Below are 18,143 nucleotides of genomic sequence, written 5' to 3'. Positions count from 1 at the left end.
GAACGGCGAACGGCGAACGGCGGCGCCCCCCACGGGTCGTGGGGGGCGCCGCCGCCGTCGTGCCGGTCGGGGACGGGCGTCAGGAGGCGGTGAACACCGCCACCGTCCGGGCCGGGACGGTGAAGGTGCCGTCCTCGTACGCGGCGGACCTCACCACCGGGTCGGTGCCGCGGGCCTGCTCCGGGTGGAGCCGGTAGGCGGTGTCGCCGAGGCCGCCGACGTGCTGCTCGGCCTTCTCGGGGGTGGCGTTGAAGACCACCACGAGGTCACCGAGCCGCATGGTGATCACGCCGGGCGTCTCCTCCTTGCCGGACAGCGGGAAGGACAGCTGCTGCTGCACCTTCGCGGTGCTGTCCAGCGAGAACGCCTTCTCCGTGGTGCGGATCCGCAGCAGGTCGCGGTAGGCGGCGGAGGCACCCTCGATCTCCTCGCAGCCCGCCCGCAGCGACGGGTCCGTCAGCAGGGGCTTGGCGTACGTCCACTTGGGCTCGTTGTCGGCCGCCGGGGGCAGGCCGCGCCCGAAGCCGTTGCCGGCCTCGCAGTTCCAGTGGATGGCGTTGAACCAGTCGCCGCTGTCGTAGGAGTTGCGGTCCAGCGACTTGGAGCGCAGCAGGTCGGTGCCCGCCTGGGAGAGCGCCGGTCCCTGGGAGAGGGCGGCGGTCGCCATGGCGAGGACCTGCATCCGGGCCCGGTCGCCGGCCGGGGTGCCGGCCGGCAGCTTGAAGGCGAGGGCGTCGAACAGCGACTCGTTGTCGTGCGCGTCGGCGTAGGCGAGGGCGTCGCCGGGGGCCTCGGCGTAGCCGGCGGGCGAGCCGTTGTAGTCGACCTGGGCGCCGGTGACCTCCTTGCCGGAGGTGTCGGTGAAGCGGTACCCGGCCAGGTTGCCGCTGAGTCCGACCTTGATCAGGTCCTGGTAGTGCAGCAGCCGCGCCTTCTGCTCGGCCTCGCTGCCGTTGGCGTTGGACGAGTTGGGGTCGGTGTAGAGGCCCGAGGCGAAGCCCTGGACGCCGGGGTCCTCGTCGAACGGGCCGCCGCCGCGGACGGCGTCGCGGGCCCGGTCGGAGAAGGTGGCGATGCCGGTGCCGGCCATGTGCTTCTGGGTGGCCTGGGTGAACCGGGCGTCGTCGGCGATCTCGCCGAAGTTCCAGCCCTCGCCGTACAGCAGGATGTTCTTGCCGTCGACGCCGTCCTTCTCGAGGGTGAGGGCGTCCAGCGCCTCGCGGACGGCGACCATGTTGGCCTTGGGGTGGTGGCCCATCAGGTCGAAGCGGAAGCCGTCGACCTTGTACTCCTTGGCCCAGGTGACCACGGAGTCGACGACCAGCTTGCCCATCATGGCGTTCTCGGGCGCGGTGTTGGCGCAGCAGGTGGAGGTGGCCACGCTGCCGTCCGCGAGGAGCCGGTGGTAGTAGCCGGGCACGACCTTGTCGAGGACGGAGGTCTTCGCCTGGCCGCTGGCGGCGGTGTGGTTGTAGACCACGTCCATGACGACGCGCAGGCCGCTGTCGTTGAGCGACTTCACCATGCCGCGGAACTCGGTGGTGCGCTCGGTGCCGTCGGGGTCGGAGGCGTAGGAGCCCTCCGGGACGGTGTAGTGGTACGGGTCGTAGCCCCAGTTGTAGGCGTCCTTCGCCGCGGTGGCGGCGACGCACTCCTGCTGCGCGGGCGAGTCGGCGGGCAGCGACGCGAGGTCGCAGTCCGGGTTCGCCTGGTCGGCGCGGCGCTCGGGGATGGTGGCGATGTCGAAGGCGGGCAGCAGGTGGACGTGGGAGGTGCCCGCGTCGGCCAGCTTCCTCAGGTGCTTCGAGCCGTCGCTTCCGGTGTCGCCGAACGCCCGGTAGGTGCCGCGGTCGGCGGCCCGCACGGTCGGGTCCTCGACGGAGAAGTCCCGGACGTGCAGTTCCTGGATCTGCGCGTCGCGCAGCGGGACGGCCTCGGGCTTGTCCAGCTGCGACCAGCCCGCGGGGGCGAGGGAGCGGTCGTCGAGGTCGACGACCAGGCTGTGGGTGGAGTCGGCGGTCAGGGCGACCGAGTAGGGGTCGGTGACCTTGTTGACGACGGTCTTCTGCTCGGTGGGTGCGAAGACCTTGACCGCGTAGCGGTAGGGCTTGTTCCGCCAGGAGGCGGGCCCGGTCACCGACCAGACGCCGGTGGCCGCGTCGCGCCTCATGGGCACGGTGGCGGAGCCGATCTCGAGGTCGACGTCGCTCGCGGTGGGCGCCCAGACGGACAGGGTGGGCCGTCCGCGCTCGAAGACCGGGCCGAGGTCGGCCTGGGTGGCCTTCGGGTACAGGTCGTCGAGGACGCCCGCGATCTGCACGCCGGTGGCGGCGAGGACGGCGCCGTTGGCGGCGTGCTGGGTGGCGGCGACCTGGCCGCGCAGGGCGGTGCGCACGCGGTCGGCGTCGCGCGGGTCGACGGTCCAGGCGGTGCCCTCGGCGAGGTGCGGGAACGCCTTCTTCTGCTCGTCGGTGAGCTTGCCCGGGGTGAGCCGCAGCCAGGTGGCGTCGCCGGTGAGCGCGCCGTCCTTCACCGCGAGGGAGCCGTCGCGGGAGGCGAGCAGCTGGGTGGAGGCGGCGGCCGGGGAGCCGTCCCAGACGACGGTGTCACGGTCGATCCAGACGGCCTTGGAGGTCGTCAGGTCGAGGGCGCCGGCGCTGCCCGCGGGCTGCGGGAGCAGGTACTTCTCCTGGCCGGCGAGGAGCCAGACCTCGTTGCCGCTGGCCTTGAGGTCGAGGGCCTGGTCGGTGGGCAGGTCCTTCTGGTCGCCCTTGTGGAGGATGTAGCTGAGGCTGGTCGCGCCCTCGGCGAGGGGCACCTCGTAGACGGCTCCGAAGGAGTCGACCTCGGTGGGCTGCACGGGGCGGGCCCAGTCGGTGGGGTTGGCGGCGCCGTTCCAGACGTGCAGGCCCCAGCCGTCGTAGTCGCCGTCGGCGCGGTGGTAGTGCAGGACGGCCTTGGAGCGGTCGGGCTCCGGGTACTCGCCGGCCGGCTTCTCGGTGCGGATCTCCTCCTTGCCCTGCTCGATCCAGATCTCGCCGGTGCGGGTGACGTCGACGGTGCGGTCGGCGGCGACGTCCTTGTTGCCGTCCTTGTCGATCACGAGGAAGCCGACGTCGGAGGCGCCGGGCTTGAGCTTGACCCAGGCGAAGGCGCCGTAGGCGTCGCGGCCGACGAAGGGGTGGCTCTTGGGCCACTCGGTGGCCTCGCCCTCGGCGAGGTCGCCCCAGGCGTACAGGCCCCAGTCGTCGTAGTCGCCGTCGGCGCGCCGGTAGTGGACGAGGACGTGGTCGCGGGAGGTGGCGACGGGCTTCTCGGGCGCGGGCGGGGTGCCCGTGGTGCTCGCGCCGAGGTCGCTCGCGGTGCGGCCGGCGCGGTCGGCCACGACGGCCTTGTAGCGCAGGGCGGTCCCGGCGGGGACGTCCTTCCCGATGGTGTGGGTGACCCGGTAGGGGGCGTGGTCGGCGGAGCCGAGGACCTTCCACGGGCCGTTGCCGACCTGGGCGGCGAAGACGACGCGGTTCAGCTGACCGCCGTCGACATCGGCGTTCACCGTCACGGTGCCGGTGGCGCCGGCGTCCGGGGCGGTGAGGGTGACGGAGGGCGCGGCGGCCGGCTTGGGCAGCGGGGCCTTGGCCTGGAACACGACGGCGGAGCCGGCCGGGACGGTGACCGTCACCTTGCGGTCGGCGTCGCTGGTCAGGGTGGCGCCGGTGCCGTGGATGCCGCGGAAGGAGGCGTTCGCGGAGCCGGTGGCGAAGGTCGCGGACTTCGCCTCACCGGCGTTGTTGAAGGCGACCAGGTACTCGACGCCGGTCCTGGCGTCGGTGCGGGAGACGGCGTAGACGCCGGCCCCGTCGGCCGCGTAGCGCTCGGTCTGCACGCCGTCGGCGAGGGCCGGGTGGGCCTTGCGCAGCTTGGCGAGAGCACTGATCTGCCGGTAGAGCGGTGCTCCGGTGTCGAAGGCGTCCTCGGCGTGGGTGCGGTCGGTGCCGAGCTGGTCGTCGTCGAGGTAGTCGGGGGTCTTCGAGGCGAACATGGTCTGGCGGGCGTCCTTGTCGCCGCCGTTGCCGGTGAAGCCCTGCTCGTCGCCGTAGTAGATCACCGGGTTGCCGCGGCCGAGGAACATCAGCTCGTTGGCGAGCTTCGCCTTCCGCAGCAGTGCGGCGTCGGAGGCGCCGGAGTCGTCGGCCTTGAGGAAGTGGCCGAAGCGCCCCATGTCGTGGTTGCCGAGGAAGGTGACCTGCTCGTAGGCGTTCGCCTTGTCGGTCGTGTACTTGTAGTCGTCGCCGTAGACCGAGGCGAGCTTCCTGGCGCTGCCGCCCTGGGAGGCGTACTGGCGCGCGGCCTCCTGGAAGGGGAAGTCGAGCGTCGAGTCGAGGCGGCCTTCGGTGACGTAGGGGGCGGTGACGGAGGTGTCGCTGGAGTACACCTCGCCGAACATGAAGAAGTCGTCCCGGCCCTTCTTCGCGGCGTACGCGTCGAGGGCGGTGGCCCACTGGGTCCAGAACTCCATGTTGACGTGCTTCACGGTGTCGATCCGGAAGCCGTCGATGCCGAAGTCCTTGACCCAGCGCTGGTAGATCTTCTCCATGCCGGAGACGACCTCGGGACGCTCGGTCCACAGGTCGTCGAGGCCCGAGAAGTCGCCGTAGGTGGTGGACTCGCCGGCGTAGGTGGAGTCGCCGCGGTTGTGGTACATCGCCGGGTCGTTGAGCCAGGCGGGCACCTTGACGTTCTTCTTCGCCTCCGGCACGACGGGGGTGCGGGGGAAGGAGCCGGAGCCGACGGCGGGGAAGCGGTCGCGGCCCTCGGCGTAGTCGGCGTCGTCGAAGGGCTTCCCGTCCTTCGTCAGGTACGGGAAGGCGCCCTTGGAGAGGTAGGAGTAGGACTTCTCCCGGTAGTCGACGACGTCGGCGGTGTGGTTGGTGATGACGTCGAAGAAGACCTTCATGCCCTTGGCGTGGGCGGCGTCGATCAGCTTCTCCAGGTCGGCGTTGGTGCCGAAGTGCGGGTCGACCTGGGTGAAGTCGGTGATCCAGTAGCCGTGGTAGCCGGCCGAGGCCTGGTCGCCGGTGCCCTGGACGGGCTGGTTCTTGAAGATGGGCGCCATCCAGATGGCGGTGGTGCCCAGGCCCTTGATGTAGTCCAGCTTCTGGGTGAGGCCCTTGAGGTCGCCGCCCTGGTAGAAGCCCTTGTCGGCGGGGTCGAAGCCGGTGGCCGTGCGGGAGCCGGTGAGGCCGCCGCGGTCGTTGGAGGTGTCGCCGTTGGCGAAACGATCCGGCAGGACGAAGTAGAACTGGTCGCGCGTCAGGTCGTGACGGGCGGGCTGGGCGGCCAGCTTCGCGTCCGTCGGGGGCGCCGGGGGCTCGGCGGCCTGGGCCGCGAGCGGGGGCAGCAGGGTGGCGGCGAGCGCGGCGGCGGTGACGGCGGCGATCCGCGCCGTGGTGCCCGCGGGGCCGCGGCGGCCCGGCTTCCCTCTGCCGTCGGGCAGGGGTGCTGCTCCGGTTCTCCTGGTACTCACCACGAAGGTCCTCCTTGACGTCCGGTGAGCGGTGGGCCGGCGGCCGGCGGAGCGTGGGGGATGGCCGCGGCGGGGGCTGGGTTCACCCGTGGCCTGCCGCGAACGAGCGGCAGGCCACGGGGAGTTGTGCGGTTGTGCGGTGATGCGGTCGTGCGGTGGACCGGGGGGAGCCGGTGGGCCACGGGACGGTCGAGCGGGCGGAACGCCGCCCCGTGGTCCACCGGTGGTCGGTGCCGGCCGTGGGTCAGCCGGTGGTCCACCAGGCGGTGGTGTCGGCCGGGACGCGGGCCTGGCCGTCGGTGACGGTGATGTCGCCGGAGGCCATCAGCAGGGCGCCGGGCGCCGCGAACGTCACCGCCTCGCCGGTGGTGTTGGCGACGCAGACGAACGCGCCGCGGCGGAACGCCAGCACGCCCTCCTGCGACGGCAGCCACTCGACGTCCTCGCCGGCGCCGAGGTCCGGCGTGGCGCGGCGCACGGCGAGCGCGGACCGGTACAGCTCCAGCGTGGAGCCGGCGACCCCGGTCTGCGCCTCGACGCTGAGCTCGCCCCAGCCCTCGGGCTGCGGGAGCCAGCTGCCGCCCGGGCCGAAGCCGTGGCTGGAGCCCTCGCGGGTCCACGGGATCGGCACCCGGCAGCCGTCGCGGAAGCCGTCCTGGCCCGCCCCGCGGAAGTAGGCGGGGTCCTGGCGCACCTCGTCGGGCAGGTCGACGACGTCCGGCAGGCCGAGCTCCTCGCCCTGGTACAGGTAGGCGGAGCCGGGCAGGGCCAGCATCAGCAGGGTGGCGGCGCGGGCGCGGCGCAGGCCGAGCTCGCGGTCGCCGGCCACGCGGATCTGGGTGCCCAGGCCGGCGGGGTTGCCGAACCGGGTGGAGTGCCGGGTGACGTCGTGGTTGGACAGCACCCAGGTGGCGGGCGCGCCCACCGGCTTCATCGCGTCGAGGGTGCGGTCGATGATGTCGCGCAGCTCGGCCGCGTCCCAGTGGCTGCTCAGGTACTGGAAGTTGAACGCCTGGTGCAGCTCGTCGGGGCGGACGTAGTGGGCCGTGCGCTCGACGGTCGGGGTCCACGCCTCGGCGACGAAGATCCGGTCGCCGCTGTACTCGTCGAGGATGTGCCGCCACTGGCGGTAGATCTCGTGGACGCCGTCCTGGTCGAAGAACGGGACGACGCCGTCGCCGAGCAGCTTGACCTGCTCGGTGCCGCCGATGTCGGGGAGGCCCTGCGCCTTGACCATGCCGTGCGCGACGTCGATGCGGAAGCCGTCGACGCCCATGTCCAGCCAGAAGCGGAGGATGGAGCGGAACTCGTCGTTGACCGCCGGGTGCTCCCAGTTGAAGTCGGGCTGCTCCGGGGCGAACAGGTGCAGGTACCACTCGCCGGGCGTGCCGTCGGGCTCGGTGACCCGGGTCCAGGCGGGGCCGCCGAAGATGGACTCCCAGTCGTTGGGCGGGAGTTCACCGTCGGCGCCCTTGCCGGGGCGGAAGTGGTAGCGGTCGCGCAGCGGCGAGCCGGGGCCGTCGGCGAGGGCCCGCTTGAACCACTCGTGCTGGTCGGAGGAGTGGTTGGGCACCAGGTCGACGATGATCCGCAGGCCCAGTTCGTGGGCGTCGCGGATCAGGCCGTCGGCGTCCAGCAGGTTGCCGAACATCGGGTCCACGGCGCGGTAGTCGGCCACGTCGTAGCCGGCGTCGGCCTGCGGGGACGCGTAGAAGGGGCTCAGCCACACGGCGTCCACGCCCAGGTCGCGCAGGTAGGGCAGCCGGGCGCGGATGCCGGGCAGGTCGCCCATGCCGTCGCCGTTGCTGTCGGCGAAGCTGCGCGGGTAGACCTGGTAGATCACCGCGTCGCGCCACCAGTCACGGCGGTCCGCAAGGGCGGAGGCGCGGGCCGGGCGGGCGGTGGGAGAAACCGAGTCGGCGGTCTGGTGACTCATGACGTCCTTGCTGTTGCCGAGGGTCGCTGTGGTGGGGGGAGGTGGGTGCCGTCGGGCGCCGCGGTCAGCCCTTGGTGCCGCCGGCGGTGAGGCCGGTGACCAGGTTCTTCTGGACCATGTAGAAGAAGGCCGAGACCGGTATCGCCACCAGGACCGCGGTGGCGGCCATCAGGTGCCGCTGGGCGTCGTGTTCGCTGACGAAGCTCTGCAGGCCCACCGCGAAGGTGTACTTGGTGTCGTCGAGCATGAACGTCGAGGCGAAGGCGACCTCGCCGAAGGCGGTGATGAAGTTGTAGAACGCCGCCACCGCCAGGCCCGGCCGCGCCAGCGGCAGGATCAGCCGCACGAACGTGCCGAACGGGGACAGGCCGTCGACGCGGCCGGCCTCGTCGATCTCGAACGGGATGGTGTCGAAGTAGCCCTTGAGCAGCCACGCCGAGTAGGGCACCGCGGTGGAGCAGTAGACCAGGATCAGGCCGCCGTAGGTGTCGATCAGCCGCAGCTCCGTGAGGATCTGGTACATCGGCACGATCAGCACGGCGATCGGGAACATCTGGGTGCACAGCAGCACCCACATCAGCTTCTTCTGCCCGGGGAAGCGCATCCGGGAGACCGCGTAGCCGGTGGAGGCCGCGATCAGCACGCCGATCACGGTGGTGCCGAGCGAGACGATCAGCGAGCTCTGCAGCCAGTGGAAGAAGTTGGTCTCGGTGAGGACCGTGACGTAGTTGTCGAAGGTCGCCTTGCCGAAGATGCCGCCGGGCCTCAGGTAGTCGTCCTTGTCCGGGCCGAGCGAGAGCAGGAAGATCCAGGCGACCGGGAAGACGGCGATCAGGCTGGCGACGATCAGCACGGCGTGCGAGGCGAGCTTGACCAGCGGGCGGGCCTCACCGCGGCGGCGCACCTTGCGCCGGGCGGGGGCCGCGGCGGGGGCCGCCTCGACGGGCGTCTCGAGGGTGTTGGTAGTCATGGCTCCTGCCTCAGAACTGCTGCTCGCCGCGGGCCAGCCAGCGGCGGTAGAAGGACGTGAAGACGACCAGGATCGCCAGCAGCAACATGCCGTAGGCGGCCGACTGCGCGAAGTCCCGCGGCTGCTGGCCGAAGCCCAGGAAGTAGGCCCAGGTGACCAGGATCTGCGCGTCCGGCGCCTTGGTGCCGAACAGCAGGAAGATCACCGCGAACTGGTTGAACGTCCAGATGATGCCCAGCAGCACGACGGTGGAGCTCACCGACCGCAGACCGGGCAGGGTGACGTAGCGGAACCGCTGCCAGGGCGACGCCCCGTCGAGCTCCGCGGCCTCGTAGAGGTTGCCGTCGATCGACTGCAGGCCGCCCAGCAGGGAGACCATCATGAACGGCACACCGCACCAGGTGTTGACCATGATGGCGGCGAACCGCTGCCAGAAGCTGTCCTCGAGCCAGGCCGGCGTCGGCAGGTGCAGCAGCTCGAGGCCGGCGTTGATGATGCCCTCGTCGGCGAGCATGAAGCGCCAGCCGAAGACGGTCACGAAGGTGGGCACGGCCCACGGCAGGATCAGCAGCAGCCGGTAGAACGTGCGCCCGCGCAGCTTCTGGTTCAGCAGCAGCGCCAGGCCGAGGCCCAGCGTGTAGTGCAGCGTCACGCAGATGACGGTCCAGGCGATGGTCCACAGGAAGTGGGACCAGAACCGGTCGTACGCGGTCTCCCCGAACAGGATGTCCGCGTAGTTGTCCAGCCCGACGAACTTGTACGTCGCCTCGATCTCGTTCACGCCGATGGTGCGCGCGGAGTTCAGCGAGTTCGCGTCGGTCAGGGTGAGCCAGAAGCCGTAGGCCAGCGGGTACAGGACGAGCACGCCCAGCACCAGGACGACCGGCGCGATCATCGCGTAGGCGTACCAGTGCCGATGCCATCCGTGGCGGATACGAGCGATCATGGATACGACACCTTCGAGGCCGCAGTCGGCCGTTCGGTCGGGGGCGGGAGGGGCGCGAGGACGCCGGCGCCCGGGAGCGGGGGCAAAGGGGGGGCAGGGGGCGGGGGCGGCCGCCGGACCCGTGTCAGGTCGGGCCGGGCAGCCGCCCCGGTCTCAGGCTGCCGGGACTACTTGGCGAACCCCGGCAGGAGCTTGGCCATCTCGGTCTCGATCGCCTTCAGGCCCGCGTCCAGCGACTTCTTGCCGGTGGCGACGGCGGGCAGCTCGGCGTCCAGCTTGCCGAAGAGGGAGCTGTACTCGGGCAGCTCGGGGCGCGGCTGGGCGACTGGGAGGACGCCCTGGTAGCCGGCGATGCCCGGGTCGGCCTTGACCTTGTCGGTGTAGGCGTCGTCACGCGTGGGCAGCGTGGAGTTCTTGAGCGCCACGGTCTCCTGCGACTTCGCGGAGGTCATGAACTTCACGAACTTCAGCGCGGCTTCCTGGTGCGCCTTGTCCGAACCGGCGTAGACCGACAGGTTGTGGCCGCCGGTGGGGGCGCCGGGCTTGCCGGCGGAGCCGGCCGGGACCGGGGCGATGCCCAGGTTCTGCTTGTCCTGGAACGCCGAACCCTTGTAGAAGTTCGTGATCTCCCACGGGCCCTGGATGATCGAGGCGACCTCGCCGTTGACGAAGGCGTCCTGGATGTGGGCGTAGGCGTCGGCGGTGCCGTCGGCCTTGTGCAGGCCCTTGCCGTCGAACAGGCCCTGCCAGGCCTCGAGGCCCTTCTTCGCCTCGGGCGAGGCGACGGTGAGCTTCTTGCCCGCGACGTCGACGGTGTCGGTGCCCTCGCCGTAGAGGAACGGCATGGCGTAGTAGCCCTGGGTCGAGCCCCAGTAGCCGTCCTTGCCCGTCTTGTCCTTGACGGTGGCGGCGGCCTTCTTCAGCTCCTCCCAGGTCGTCGGCGCCTTGTCGATGCCGGCGTCGGCGAAGAGCTTCTTGTTGTAGACGAGCGCCAGGGTGTCCGTGACGACCGGGACGCCGTAGGTCTTGCCCTCGAACTGGGCCTGCTTGATCAGGTTCGGCTGGAAGGCGTCCTGCTCCGCGAGGGCCTCGGTGCCGTCCAGCGGCAGGAGGTAGCCCTTCTTGGCGAAGGCCGGGGTCCAGCCGACCTCGGCGCGCAGCACGTCCGGGGCGCCGGAGGCGCCGGCGGCCGTGTCGAACTTGTTCTGCGCCTGGTCGAAGGGCACGTTGACGTACTTGACCTTGATGCCCTTGTTGGCGGCCTCGAACTCCTTGACCAGGGCCTTGTAGGTCGGCGCCTCGTTGGTCGCGTTGGTGGTGTCCCACCACGTGATGGTGACCGTGCCGCCGTCGGCCTTCGAGTCGCTGTCCCCGCCGCACGCCGTCGCCGTCAGAGCGAGGGACGCCGCCAGCGCGGTGGCCGCTATGCCACGCCGCATGAGTTCTCCTTGAGGGTGAATGCCCGGTGCACTGGCCGGCTGCGTCCTTGCAACCGGCGGGCGACGGAGAACGTAACAGCGCTGCAACCTCAGCGAAAGACCTTGCAGAAAAAAAGCTGCCGAACCGTGTCCTTCCCGCTGCCGTCCCGTCTCCGGGAAGGCCGGTCTGGCCGAACACCGCCACCCCGAATCCGGACATTCACCCCTCAAATTCATCCTCTGTGGCGTGAGTCGCACTTCCGAGGGGTCCGGTCGTACGCCTGTGCAAGACTTTGCAAGTTCTTGCGGGCCGGTAGGTGACGGCCCATCATCGGAAGGCCACGAGGAGACGGGGAGCGGATGACGCAGCAGCCCGCGTACAGAACACGCGCGCGGAGGCCGGTACAGTCGCGTCCCGTGACCGCACGGCTTGCCGACATCGCCGCCCAGGCGGGAGTGAGCGAAGCGACTGTCAGCCGGGTTCTCAACGGGAAGCCGGGGGTAGCCGCCGCCACCCGCCAGGCCGTGCTGGCCGCGCTCGACGTCCTGGGGTACGAACGGCCCGTCCGGCTGCGCCAGCGCAGCGAGGGCCTGGTCGGGCTGATCACGCCCGAGCTGGAGAACCCGATCTTCCCGGCGCTGGCCCAGGTGATCGGCCAGGCGCTGACCCGCCAGGGCTACACCCCGGTGCTCGCCACCCAGACCCCGGGCGGCTCGACCGAGGACGAGCTCACCGAGATGCTGGTGGACCGCGGGGTCGACGGCATCATCTTCGTCTCCGGCCTGCACGCCGACACCTCCGCCGACATGGGCCGCTACGAGCGGCTGCGCGCCCAGGGCGTCCCGTTCGTGCTGGTGGACGGCTTCTCCCCGCGGGTGCGGGCGCCGTTCATCTCCCCCGACGACCGGGCCGCGACGTCCCTGGCGGTGACCCACCTGGCGTCACTCGGCCACACCCGGATCGGTCTGGCCCTCGGCCCGCAGCGGTTCGTGCCGGTCCAGCGCAAGATCGAGGGCTTCACGTCCGCGATGCGGGAGCGGCTGGGGCTGAGCGGCGCGGAGATCGACTCGCTGGTCGAGCACTCGCTGTACACCCTGGAGGGCGGCCAGGCCGCCGCCACCGCCCTGATCGACCGCGGCTGCACGGCGGTGGTCTGCGCCAGCGACATGATGGCGCTGGGCGCGATACGCGCGGCCCGCGGGCTGGGGCTCGAGGTGCCGGAGGACATCTCGGTGGTCGGCTTCGACGACTCGACCCTGATCGCCTTCACCGACCCTCCGCTGACCACCGTCCGCAAGCCGGTCCCGGCCATGGGCCAGGCCGCGGTCCGCACGCTGCTCGAGGAGATCGCCGGGACGCCGGCGCCGCAGAGCGAGTTCGTCTTCATGCCGGAGCTGGTCGTCCGCGGCTCGACGGCCTCCGCGCCGGCCGGATCCGGACGCGACGGACGTATCTGACGCGACGGACGTACCGGACACCCTGAGCGCTCCTGAGTGTTCCGCCGGGTTTCCACCCGGGATCGCCCCTGGTTTCCCCGGAGTTTTCCCCGAAAGAAATGCGATCGGGATCCTTCCGGAGGATGATCGGTCGAGTAAGGCATTTCTGGCAGACTGACGTGCCATGGGTGAGGGACCGTGACCGCTTTGGAAGGCCGCCCCCGGCAGGCCGTTCCGGACTCCGTCGCGGGCGCGGACGAGCGACGGCCGGGCCTGCTGCGCCGGGTGCGCACACCGCGTCGGCCGCGGATCTGGTTCGAGATCCTGCTGATCGGGGCGAGTTACTGGACGTACTCGCTGATCCGCAACGCCGTCCCCGAGCAGAAGGCCGAGGCCCTGCGCAACGCGGACTGGCTCTGGGACGTGGAGAACCGTCTCGGCATAGCCGTCGAGGAAACGGTCAACCAGGCGGTGAACTCGGTCGAGTGGCTGATCGTCGGCATGAACTACTACTACGCGACGCTGCACTTCGCGGTCACGCTCGGTGTCCTGGTGTGGCTGTTCCGTAGTCGTCCGCTGCTCTACTCCGGAGCGCGCACGGTGCTGTTCGCGACCACGGCGGTGGCCCTGGTGGGCTACTACCTGTTCCCGCTGGCGCCGCCGCGGCTGATGAACGGCTCGATGTTCGTCGACACGGTGCTGGTGCACGGGACCTGGGGGTCGATGGCCTCCGGCGACCTCAAGCACATGTCCAACCAGTACGCGGCGATGCCGTCCATGCACATCGGGTGGTCGGTGTGGTCGGGGCTGACGATCTACGCGCTGGCCCGGGTGCCCTGGGCGCGGGTGCTGGCGCTGCTGTACCCGCTGGCCACGCTGGTGGTCATCGTGGCCACCGCCAACCACTTCTGGCTGGACGCGGTGGGCGGCCTGCTCTGCCTGGCCTTCGGCTGGACGGTGGCCCGCGCCTGGTACGGCGCGGCCTCCGTGCCGGGCCCGCTGCGGCACACCGCGCCGCCACCGTTCCTGGACCCGCCGCCCGCCGAACCGGCCCTGCCGCCGGAGCCGGCCCTGCCCCGCGGCTCGCGCTGAGCCCGGGGCGGCCGGGGCGGCCCCGCCTCGGCCATCACACGGCGCTGTCGTAGAAGAGACGTTCCACCACGGCGCGGGCCCGCCGGGTGGTGCGCCGGTAGGCGTCGATCATGTCGCCGGCCCGCCCCGGCCCGTATCCCAGGTACCGGCCGACCGCCGCCATCTCCCGCACGTCGGTCGGGAAGGTGTCCCCGGCCCGTCCGCGCACCAGCATCACCGCGTTCCGCACCCGGGTGGCCAGTACCCAGGCCTCGTCCAGCACCGCCGCGTCCCGGTCGGACATCAGCCCGGCGTCGCGTGCCGCCAGCAAGGCCTCGCGGGTCCGCGTGGTCCGCAGTCCGGGCACCTCGGCGGCGTGCCGCAGCTGGGTGAGCTGCACCGTCCACTCGACGTCGGTGAGGCCGCCCCGGCCCAGCTTGGTGTGGAGGGTGGGGTCCGCGCCCCGCGGCAGCCGCTCGGACTCCATGCGGGCCTTCAGCCTCCGCACGTCCCGCACGGCGTCCTCCCCGAGCCCGCCCGAGGGGTACCGCAGCGGGTCGATCAGCTCCAGGAACCGCCGTCCCAGTTCCTCGTCGCCCGCCACCGGCTCGGCGCGCAGCAGCGCGTGCGACTCCCAGGTCAGCGCCCAGCGCCGGTAGTACGCCGCGTAGGAGGCGAGGGTGCGCACCAGCGGCCCGGTCCGGCCCTCGGGCCGCAGGTCGGCGTCGACGATCAGCGGCGGGTCGGTGCTCGGCAGCTGCAGCAGCCGCCGCATCTCGGACACCACGGCGTTCGCCGCCTGGCCGGCCTCGGCCTCGTCGACGCCCTCGCGCGGCTCGTGGACGAAGAGCACGTCCGCGTCGGAGCCGTAGCCCAGCTCGTGCCCGCCGAACCGTCCCATGCCGATGACCGCGAAGCGGGTGGGCAGTTCGTCCCCCCACCGCTCGCGGACCACCGCCCGCAGCGTGCCCGCCAGGGTGGCGGCGGTCAGGTCGGAGACGGCGCCGCCGACCCGGTCGACCAGCGCGCCCCGGTCGGCCTCGGCGGGCTGGGTCTCGGTGCCGTAGGAGCCCACGATGTCGGCCGCGGCGGTCCGGAACAGCTCCCGCCGCCGCACGCCGCGGGCCGCGTACACCGCCTGCTCGGCGGTGCCGGCGCGGTTCACGGCGGCGAGGATCTCCTGCTCCAGCCGCTGCCGGGACCGCGGTTCCAGGCCGCCGCCGACGCCCCGTCCGCCCTCGCCCTCGCCGTCGCCGAGCAGCGCGACCGCCTCGGGGGCGCGCAGCAGGAGGTCGGGGGCGAACCGTCCGGCGGACAGCACCCGGGCCAGGTTCTCCGCCGCGGCGCCCTCGTCGCGCAGCAGCCGCAGGTACCAGGGCGTGGCGCCCAGCGCGTCGGACACCTTGCGGAAGTTGAGCAGCCCGGCGTCCGGGTCGGCGGAGTCGGCGAACCAGCCGAGCAGCACGGGCAGCAGCGTGCGCTGGATGGACGCCTTGCGCGAGACGCCCGCGGACAGGGCCTCCAGGTGCCGCAGCGCGGCGGCCGGGTCGGCGTAGCCGAGCGCCACCAGACGTTCCCGGGCGGCCTCCGGCCGCAGCCGGGCCTCGCCGGGGGCGAGCTGGGCGACGGCGTTGAGCAGCGGCCGGTAGAACAGCTTCTCGTGCAGCCTGCGCACCACCGAGGAGTGCTTGCGCCACTCCTTGCGCAGCTCGGTGACGGGTTCGGCGCGCAGCCCCAGCGAGCGGCCGAGGCGGCGCAGGTCCCCCTCGTCCTCGGGCATCAGGTGGGTGCGGCGCAGCCGGTACAGCTGGATCCGGTGCTCGGTCTCGCGCAGGAACCGGTAGGCGGCGTCCAGGCCCGCGGCGTCCTCCCGGCCGACGTAGCCGCCGGTGGCCAGCGCCTTCAGGGCGTCCAGGGTGGTGCCGCTGCGCAGCGAGGTGTCGGCCCGGCCGTGCACCAGCTGCAGGAGCTGCACGGCGAACTCGACGTCGCGCAGGCCGCCGGGGCCGAGCTTCAGCTCCCGTTCGAGTTCGGCCGCCGGGATGCCGGCCACCACGCGGCGCCGCATCTGCTGCACGTCGGCGACGAAGTTCTCCCGCTCGGCCGCCTGCCACACCATGGGCTGCAGCGCCGCCATGTAGGCCGCGCCCAGTTCCCGGTCGCCGGCCACCGGCCGCGCCTTGAGCAGGGCCTGGAACTCCCAGGTCTTCGCCCAGCGCTGGTAGTACGCAACGTGGCTGTTCAGGGTCCGCACCAGGGGCCCGTTGCGCCCTTCGGGGCGGAGGTTGGCGTCGACCGGCCAGATCGACCCCTCGACGGTGGTCTCCGAGCAGATCCGCATCAGGTGCGAGGCCAGCCGGGTGGCCGCCTGCAGCGCCTGGCGCTCGTCGGCGTCCCGCTCGGGCTCGGCCACGAAGATCACGTCCACGTCGGAGACGTAGTTGAGTTCGTGCCCTCCGCACTTGCCCATCGCGATCACGGCGAGCCGGCACAGTCCGGCGTCCTCGGGCGCGGCCGCCTCGGCGAGGGCGAGCGCGGCGCGCAGGGTGGCGGTGGCCAGGTCGGCGAGCTCCCCCGCCGTCTCGGCGACGTCGATGGTCCCGCGCACGTCCCGGGCGGCGATGGACAGCAGGCACCGCCGGTACGCCACCCGCAGCTCCACCGGGTCCCGGGCCTCGGCCAGGCCCTCCTCGAACTCCGGCACGCCCTGGTGCAGGTCGCGCGGCTCGTAGGTGACCAGGGCCTGCCAGTCGTGCGGGTGCCGGGCGAGGTGGTCGCCGAGCGCCTCGGAGGCGCCCAGCACCCCCAGCAGCCGGTCCCGCAGCGGCTTGGCGGCCAGCAGCGTGTCCAGCAGCCGCACCCGGTCGGTCCGCTCCGGCTGCGCCTCCAGCAGCCGCACCAGGCCCTTCAGCGCGAGGTCCGGGTCGGCGGTGGCGCCGAGCGCCTCCAGCAGCAGGGGATCGCCGCGGACACCGCTCAGCTCGGGGGCCTCCAGCAGCTTGCCGGCGGCCGAGGGGTCCGTGAACCCGTGCCGCAGCAGCTGGCTGAACGTGCTGCTCCGCCGCCCCGGAGTCGCCATCCGCGCCGCCCTCTCCTCCGTCGTGATGCCTGTGGCCGACCCGGCCCAGCGTGATCGTCCGGAGCCGAGCCTAGTCGCCCCCCACCCGCCCGGCGGCGTGCGCTGGCGAGGTCGGTGCGGGTGGGTTTCGGTGAATCCATGACGAACATGGAGATGACGCTCGAGGTGGTCATGGTCCCCGTCTCGGACGTGGACCGGGCCAAGCGGTTCTACGCGGAGAAGGTCGGCTTCCACGTCGACTTCGACGGCGAGGTGGCTCCCGGCCTGCGGATCGTCCAGCTCACCCCGCCCGGCTCCGGCTGCTCGGTCGCCCTGGCGGAGGGCATGGAGATCCCCACCGGCTCCCTCACGCCCGGCACGTACCACGGCCTCCAGCTGTGCGTCGCCGACATCCACCGGGCCTACGAGGAGCTCACCGCCCGCGGCCTCGACGTCAGCGAGCCGGTGTCCTACGTCGAGGGCCAGGACGGCGCGACGTTCCTGTACTTCACCGACCCCGACGGCAACGGGTGGGCCGTCCAGGAGTACCGCCGCCGCGCGACGGAGCCGCTCCACCAGGTCCTCACGGACCAGGCGGCGAAGCGGCGGGGGTAGCGCCGCGGCTTCGCCTCCGGGGGGTGCGGCGTTCCCTCGCGCTTGCGCAAACCTATCGTTTTTCGATAACTTCCCATCGTTCTTCGATTGAACGAGAGAGGGAGGGGCGATGGGGAAGCTGGCCGTGCTCGCGTTGCGCGCCGTCATCGCTGTGTTGCTCGCCGGGTCGCTGTTCGTGCAGGCGGTGCTGCTGCCGCTGATCTACTTCGACGTCCGTGACGAGGCGGGGGACGTCGCGCCGCTGCCGTTCGTGCTCCTGGTCTTCCTGGGCGTGGTCGCCGCGCAGGTGGTGCTGGTCTGCGTCTGGAAGCTGGTGACGATGGTGCGGCGCGGGACGGTGTTCTCGCACGCCGCGTTCCGCTTCGTCGACGTCATCACCGGGGCGTTCGCGTCCGCGGCGGTGCTGATCTGGGTGTTCGGCGTGCTGCTGGCGTCGCTGAACCCGGGCGCGCCCGAGGAGGACCAGGTCCCGCCGGGGGTCGTGCTGATCGTCGGCGGCGTGGGCCTGGCCGTGTTCGGCGTGGCGCTCGTCGTGCTGGTCCTGCGGACGCTGCTCGCGCAGGCGGTCGACCGGGACGTGGAGGCGTCCCGGATGCGGGCCGAGCTGGACGAGGTGATCTGACCGTGCCGATCGCGGTGGACATCGACGTGATGCTGGCCCGCCGGAAGATGTCCGTGGGCGAGCTGGCCGAGCGGGTCGGGATCACCCCCGCCAACCTGGCGGTGCTCAAGAACGGCCGCGCCAAGGCGGTCCGCTTCACCACCCTCGCCGCCCTCTGCGAGGTCCTCGACTGCCAGCCGGGCGACCTCCTCCGCTGGGAACCGGACGAACCGGACGCGGAGTCCGCCCCGGCGGAGGCGGAACGGGCGTAGCCCCCGGTGCCCCGGGGCGGGGCGGCCCGCTCCACCGGGGGGCGGGCGGAGGTGACGCGACCAGTGCGGCCGGGCCCGGCGGTGCCCCTCCGCCAGGACCACGCGGCTCGCTCAGCGGGCGCGCGGCTCCCCAGCCGGGTCGGAGGCACCCGGCACGGGGCCCGGTGCGGCTCGGCGCCGGGGCCCGGTACGGCTCGGGGCCGGGGTCCGGTACGGCTCGGGGCCGGGGTCCGTGAGGCTCGGAGGCCGGTGGCGCTGGGGCCGGGGGCCGGTGACGCTCGGGAGCCGGTCCCGT

The 18,143-nt window shown here is 72.2% G+C and carries 11 protein-coding genes; 5 read left to right on the top strand and 6 right to left on the bottom strand.

Annotated elements, in window-relative coordinates:
* Positions 1 to 79: 79 nt before the first annotated feature.
* From pulA to ACWD3O_RS16800, 5 genes are all read right to left on the bottom strand, one after another.
* Positions 80 to 5,494, bottom strand: coding sequence for a pullulanase-type alpha-1,6-glucosidase (gene pulA / locus ACWD3O_RS16820; RefSeq protein WP_451416437.1), 5,415 nt, complete (start codon positions 5,492 to 5,494; stop codon positions 80 to 82).
* A gap of 274 nt (positions 5,495 to 5,768) precedes the next feature.
* Positions 5,769 to 7,460 (bottom strand): glycoside hydrolase family 13 protein, encoded by a 1,692-nt coding sequence (locus ACWD3O_RS16815; protein ID WP_451413271.1) that lies wholly within the window; start codon positions 7,458 to 7,460, stop codon positions 5,769 to 5,771.
* A gap of 64 nt (positions 7,461 to 7,524) precedes the next feature.
* Positions 7,525 to 8,430 carry a sugar ABC transporter permease gene (locus ACWD3O_RS16810; protein WP_451416375.1) on the bottom strand — a complete coding sequence of 302 codons (906 nt, stop codon included), beginning with the start codon at positions 8,428 to 8,430 and terminating at the stop codon, positions 7,525 to 7,527.
* 10 nt (positions 8,431 to 8,440) lie between these two features.
* On the bottom strand, positions 8,441 to 9,376 hold the full coding sequence (locus ACWD3O_RS16805; RefSeq protein ID WP_451413269.1) for a carbohydrate ABC transporter permease: 936 nt from the start codon (positions 9,374 to 9,376) through the stop codon (positions 8,441 to 8,443).
* A 167-nt stretch (positions 9,377 to 9,543) separates the two neighbouring features.
* Positions 9,544 to 10,815, bottom strand: a complete 1,272-nt coding sequence (locus tag ACWD3O_RS16800) for an extracellular solute-binding protein (protein ID WP_451413268.1) — start codon at positions 10,813 to 10,815, stop codon at positions 9,544 to 9,546.
* Positions 10,816 to 11,211: 396 nt separating this feature from the next.
* Between ACWD3O_RS16800 and ACWD3O_RS16795 the strand changes: the two genes are divergently transcribed.
* Both ACWD3O_RS16795 and ACWD3O_RS16790 read left to right on the top strand, forming a co-directional pair.
* On the top strand, positions 11,212 to 12,252 hold the full coding sequence (locus ACWD3O_RS16795; protein WP_451413267.1) for a LacI family DNA-binding transcriptional regulator: 1,041 nt from the start codon (positions 11,212 to 11,214) through the stop codon (positions 12,250 to 12,252).
* Between the two features lie 177 nt (positions 12,253 to 12,429).
* On the top strand, positions 12,430 to 13,323 hold the full coding sequence (locus tag ACWD3O_RS16790; RefSeq protein WP_451413266.1) for a phosphatase PAP2 family protein: 894 nt from the start codon (positions 12,430 to 12,432) through the stop codon (positions 13,321 to 13,323).
* Between the two features lie 34 nt (positions 13,324 to 13,357).
* Here ACWD3O_RS16790 and ACWD3O_RS16785 read toward each other — a convergent pair whose 3' ends face one another.
* The gene (locus ACWD3O_RS16785; RefSeq protein WP_451413265.1) at positions 13,358 to 16,381 is read right to left on the bottom strand and encodes a bifunctional [glutamine synthetase] adenylyltransferase/[glutamine synthetase]-adenylyl-L-tyrosine phosphorylase; all 3,024 of its coding nucleotides are present in this window, start codon (positions 16,379 to 16,381) and stop codon (positions 13,358 to 13,360) included.
* A 147-nt stretch (positions 16,382 to 16,528) separates the two neighbouring features.
* On the opposite strand from ACWD3O_RS16785, the gene ACWD3O_RS16780 reads away from it, so the two are divergent.
* From ACWD3O_RS16780 to ACWD3O_RS16770, 3 genes are all read left to right on the top strand, one after another.
* A complete protein-coding gene (locus tag ACWD3O_RS16780) occupies positions 16,529 to 16,975 on the top strand; it encodes a VOC family protein (RefSeq protein ID WP_451416436.1) in 447 nt (148 codons plus the stop codon).
* Positions 16,976 to 17,084: 109 nt separating this feature from the next.
* Positions 17,085 to 17,597, top strand: a complete 513-nt coding sequence (locus ACWD3O_RS16775) for a DUF2975 domain-containing protein (RefSeq protein ID WP_451414328.1) — start codon at positions 17,085 to 17,087, stop codon at positions 17,595 to 17,597.
* Positions 17,598 to 17,599: 2 nt separating this feature from the next.
* On the top strand, positions 17,600 to 17,848 hold the full coding sequence (locus ACWD3O_RS16770; RefSeq protein ID WP_356135282.1) for a helix-turn-helix domain-containing protein: 249 nt from the start codon (positions 17,600 to 17,602) through the stop codon (positions 17,846 to 17,848).
* The last annotated feature ends 295 nt before the right edge of the window (positions 17,849 to 18,143 follow it).

This window comes from Streptomyces sp. NPDC002640, assembly GCF_053592575.1.
Note: the sequence above shows the minus strand (reverse complement) of the source record. Positions and strands in the feature narration are given on the sequence as shown.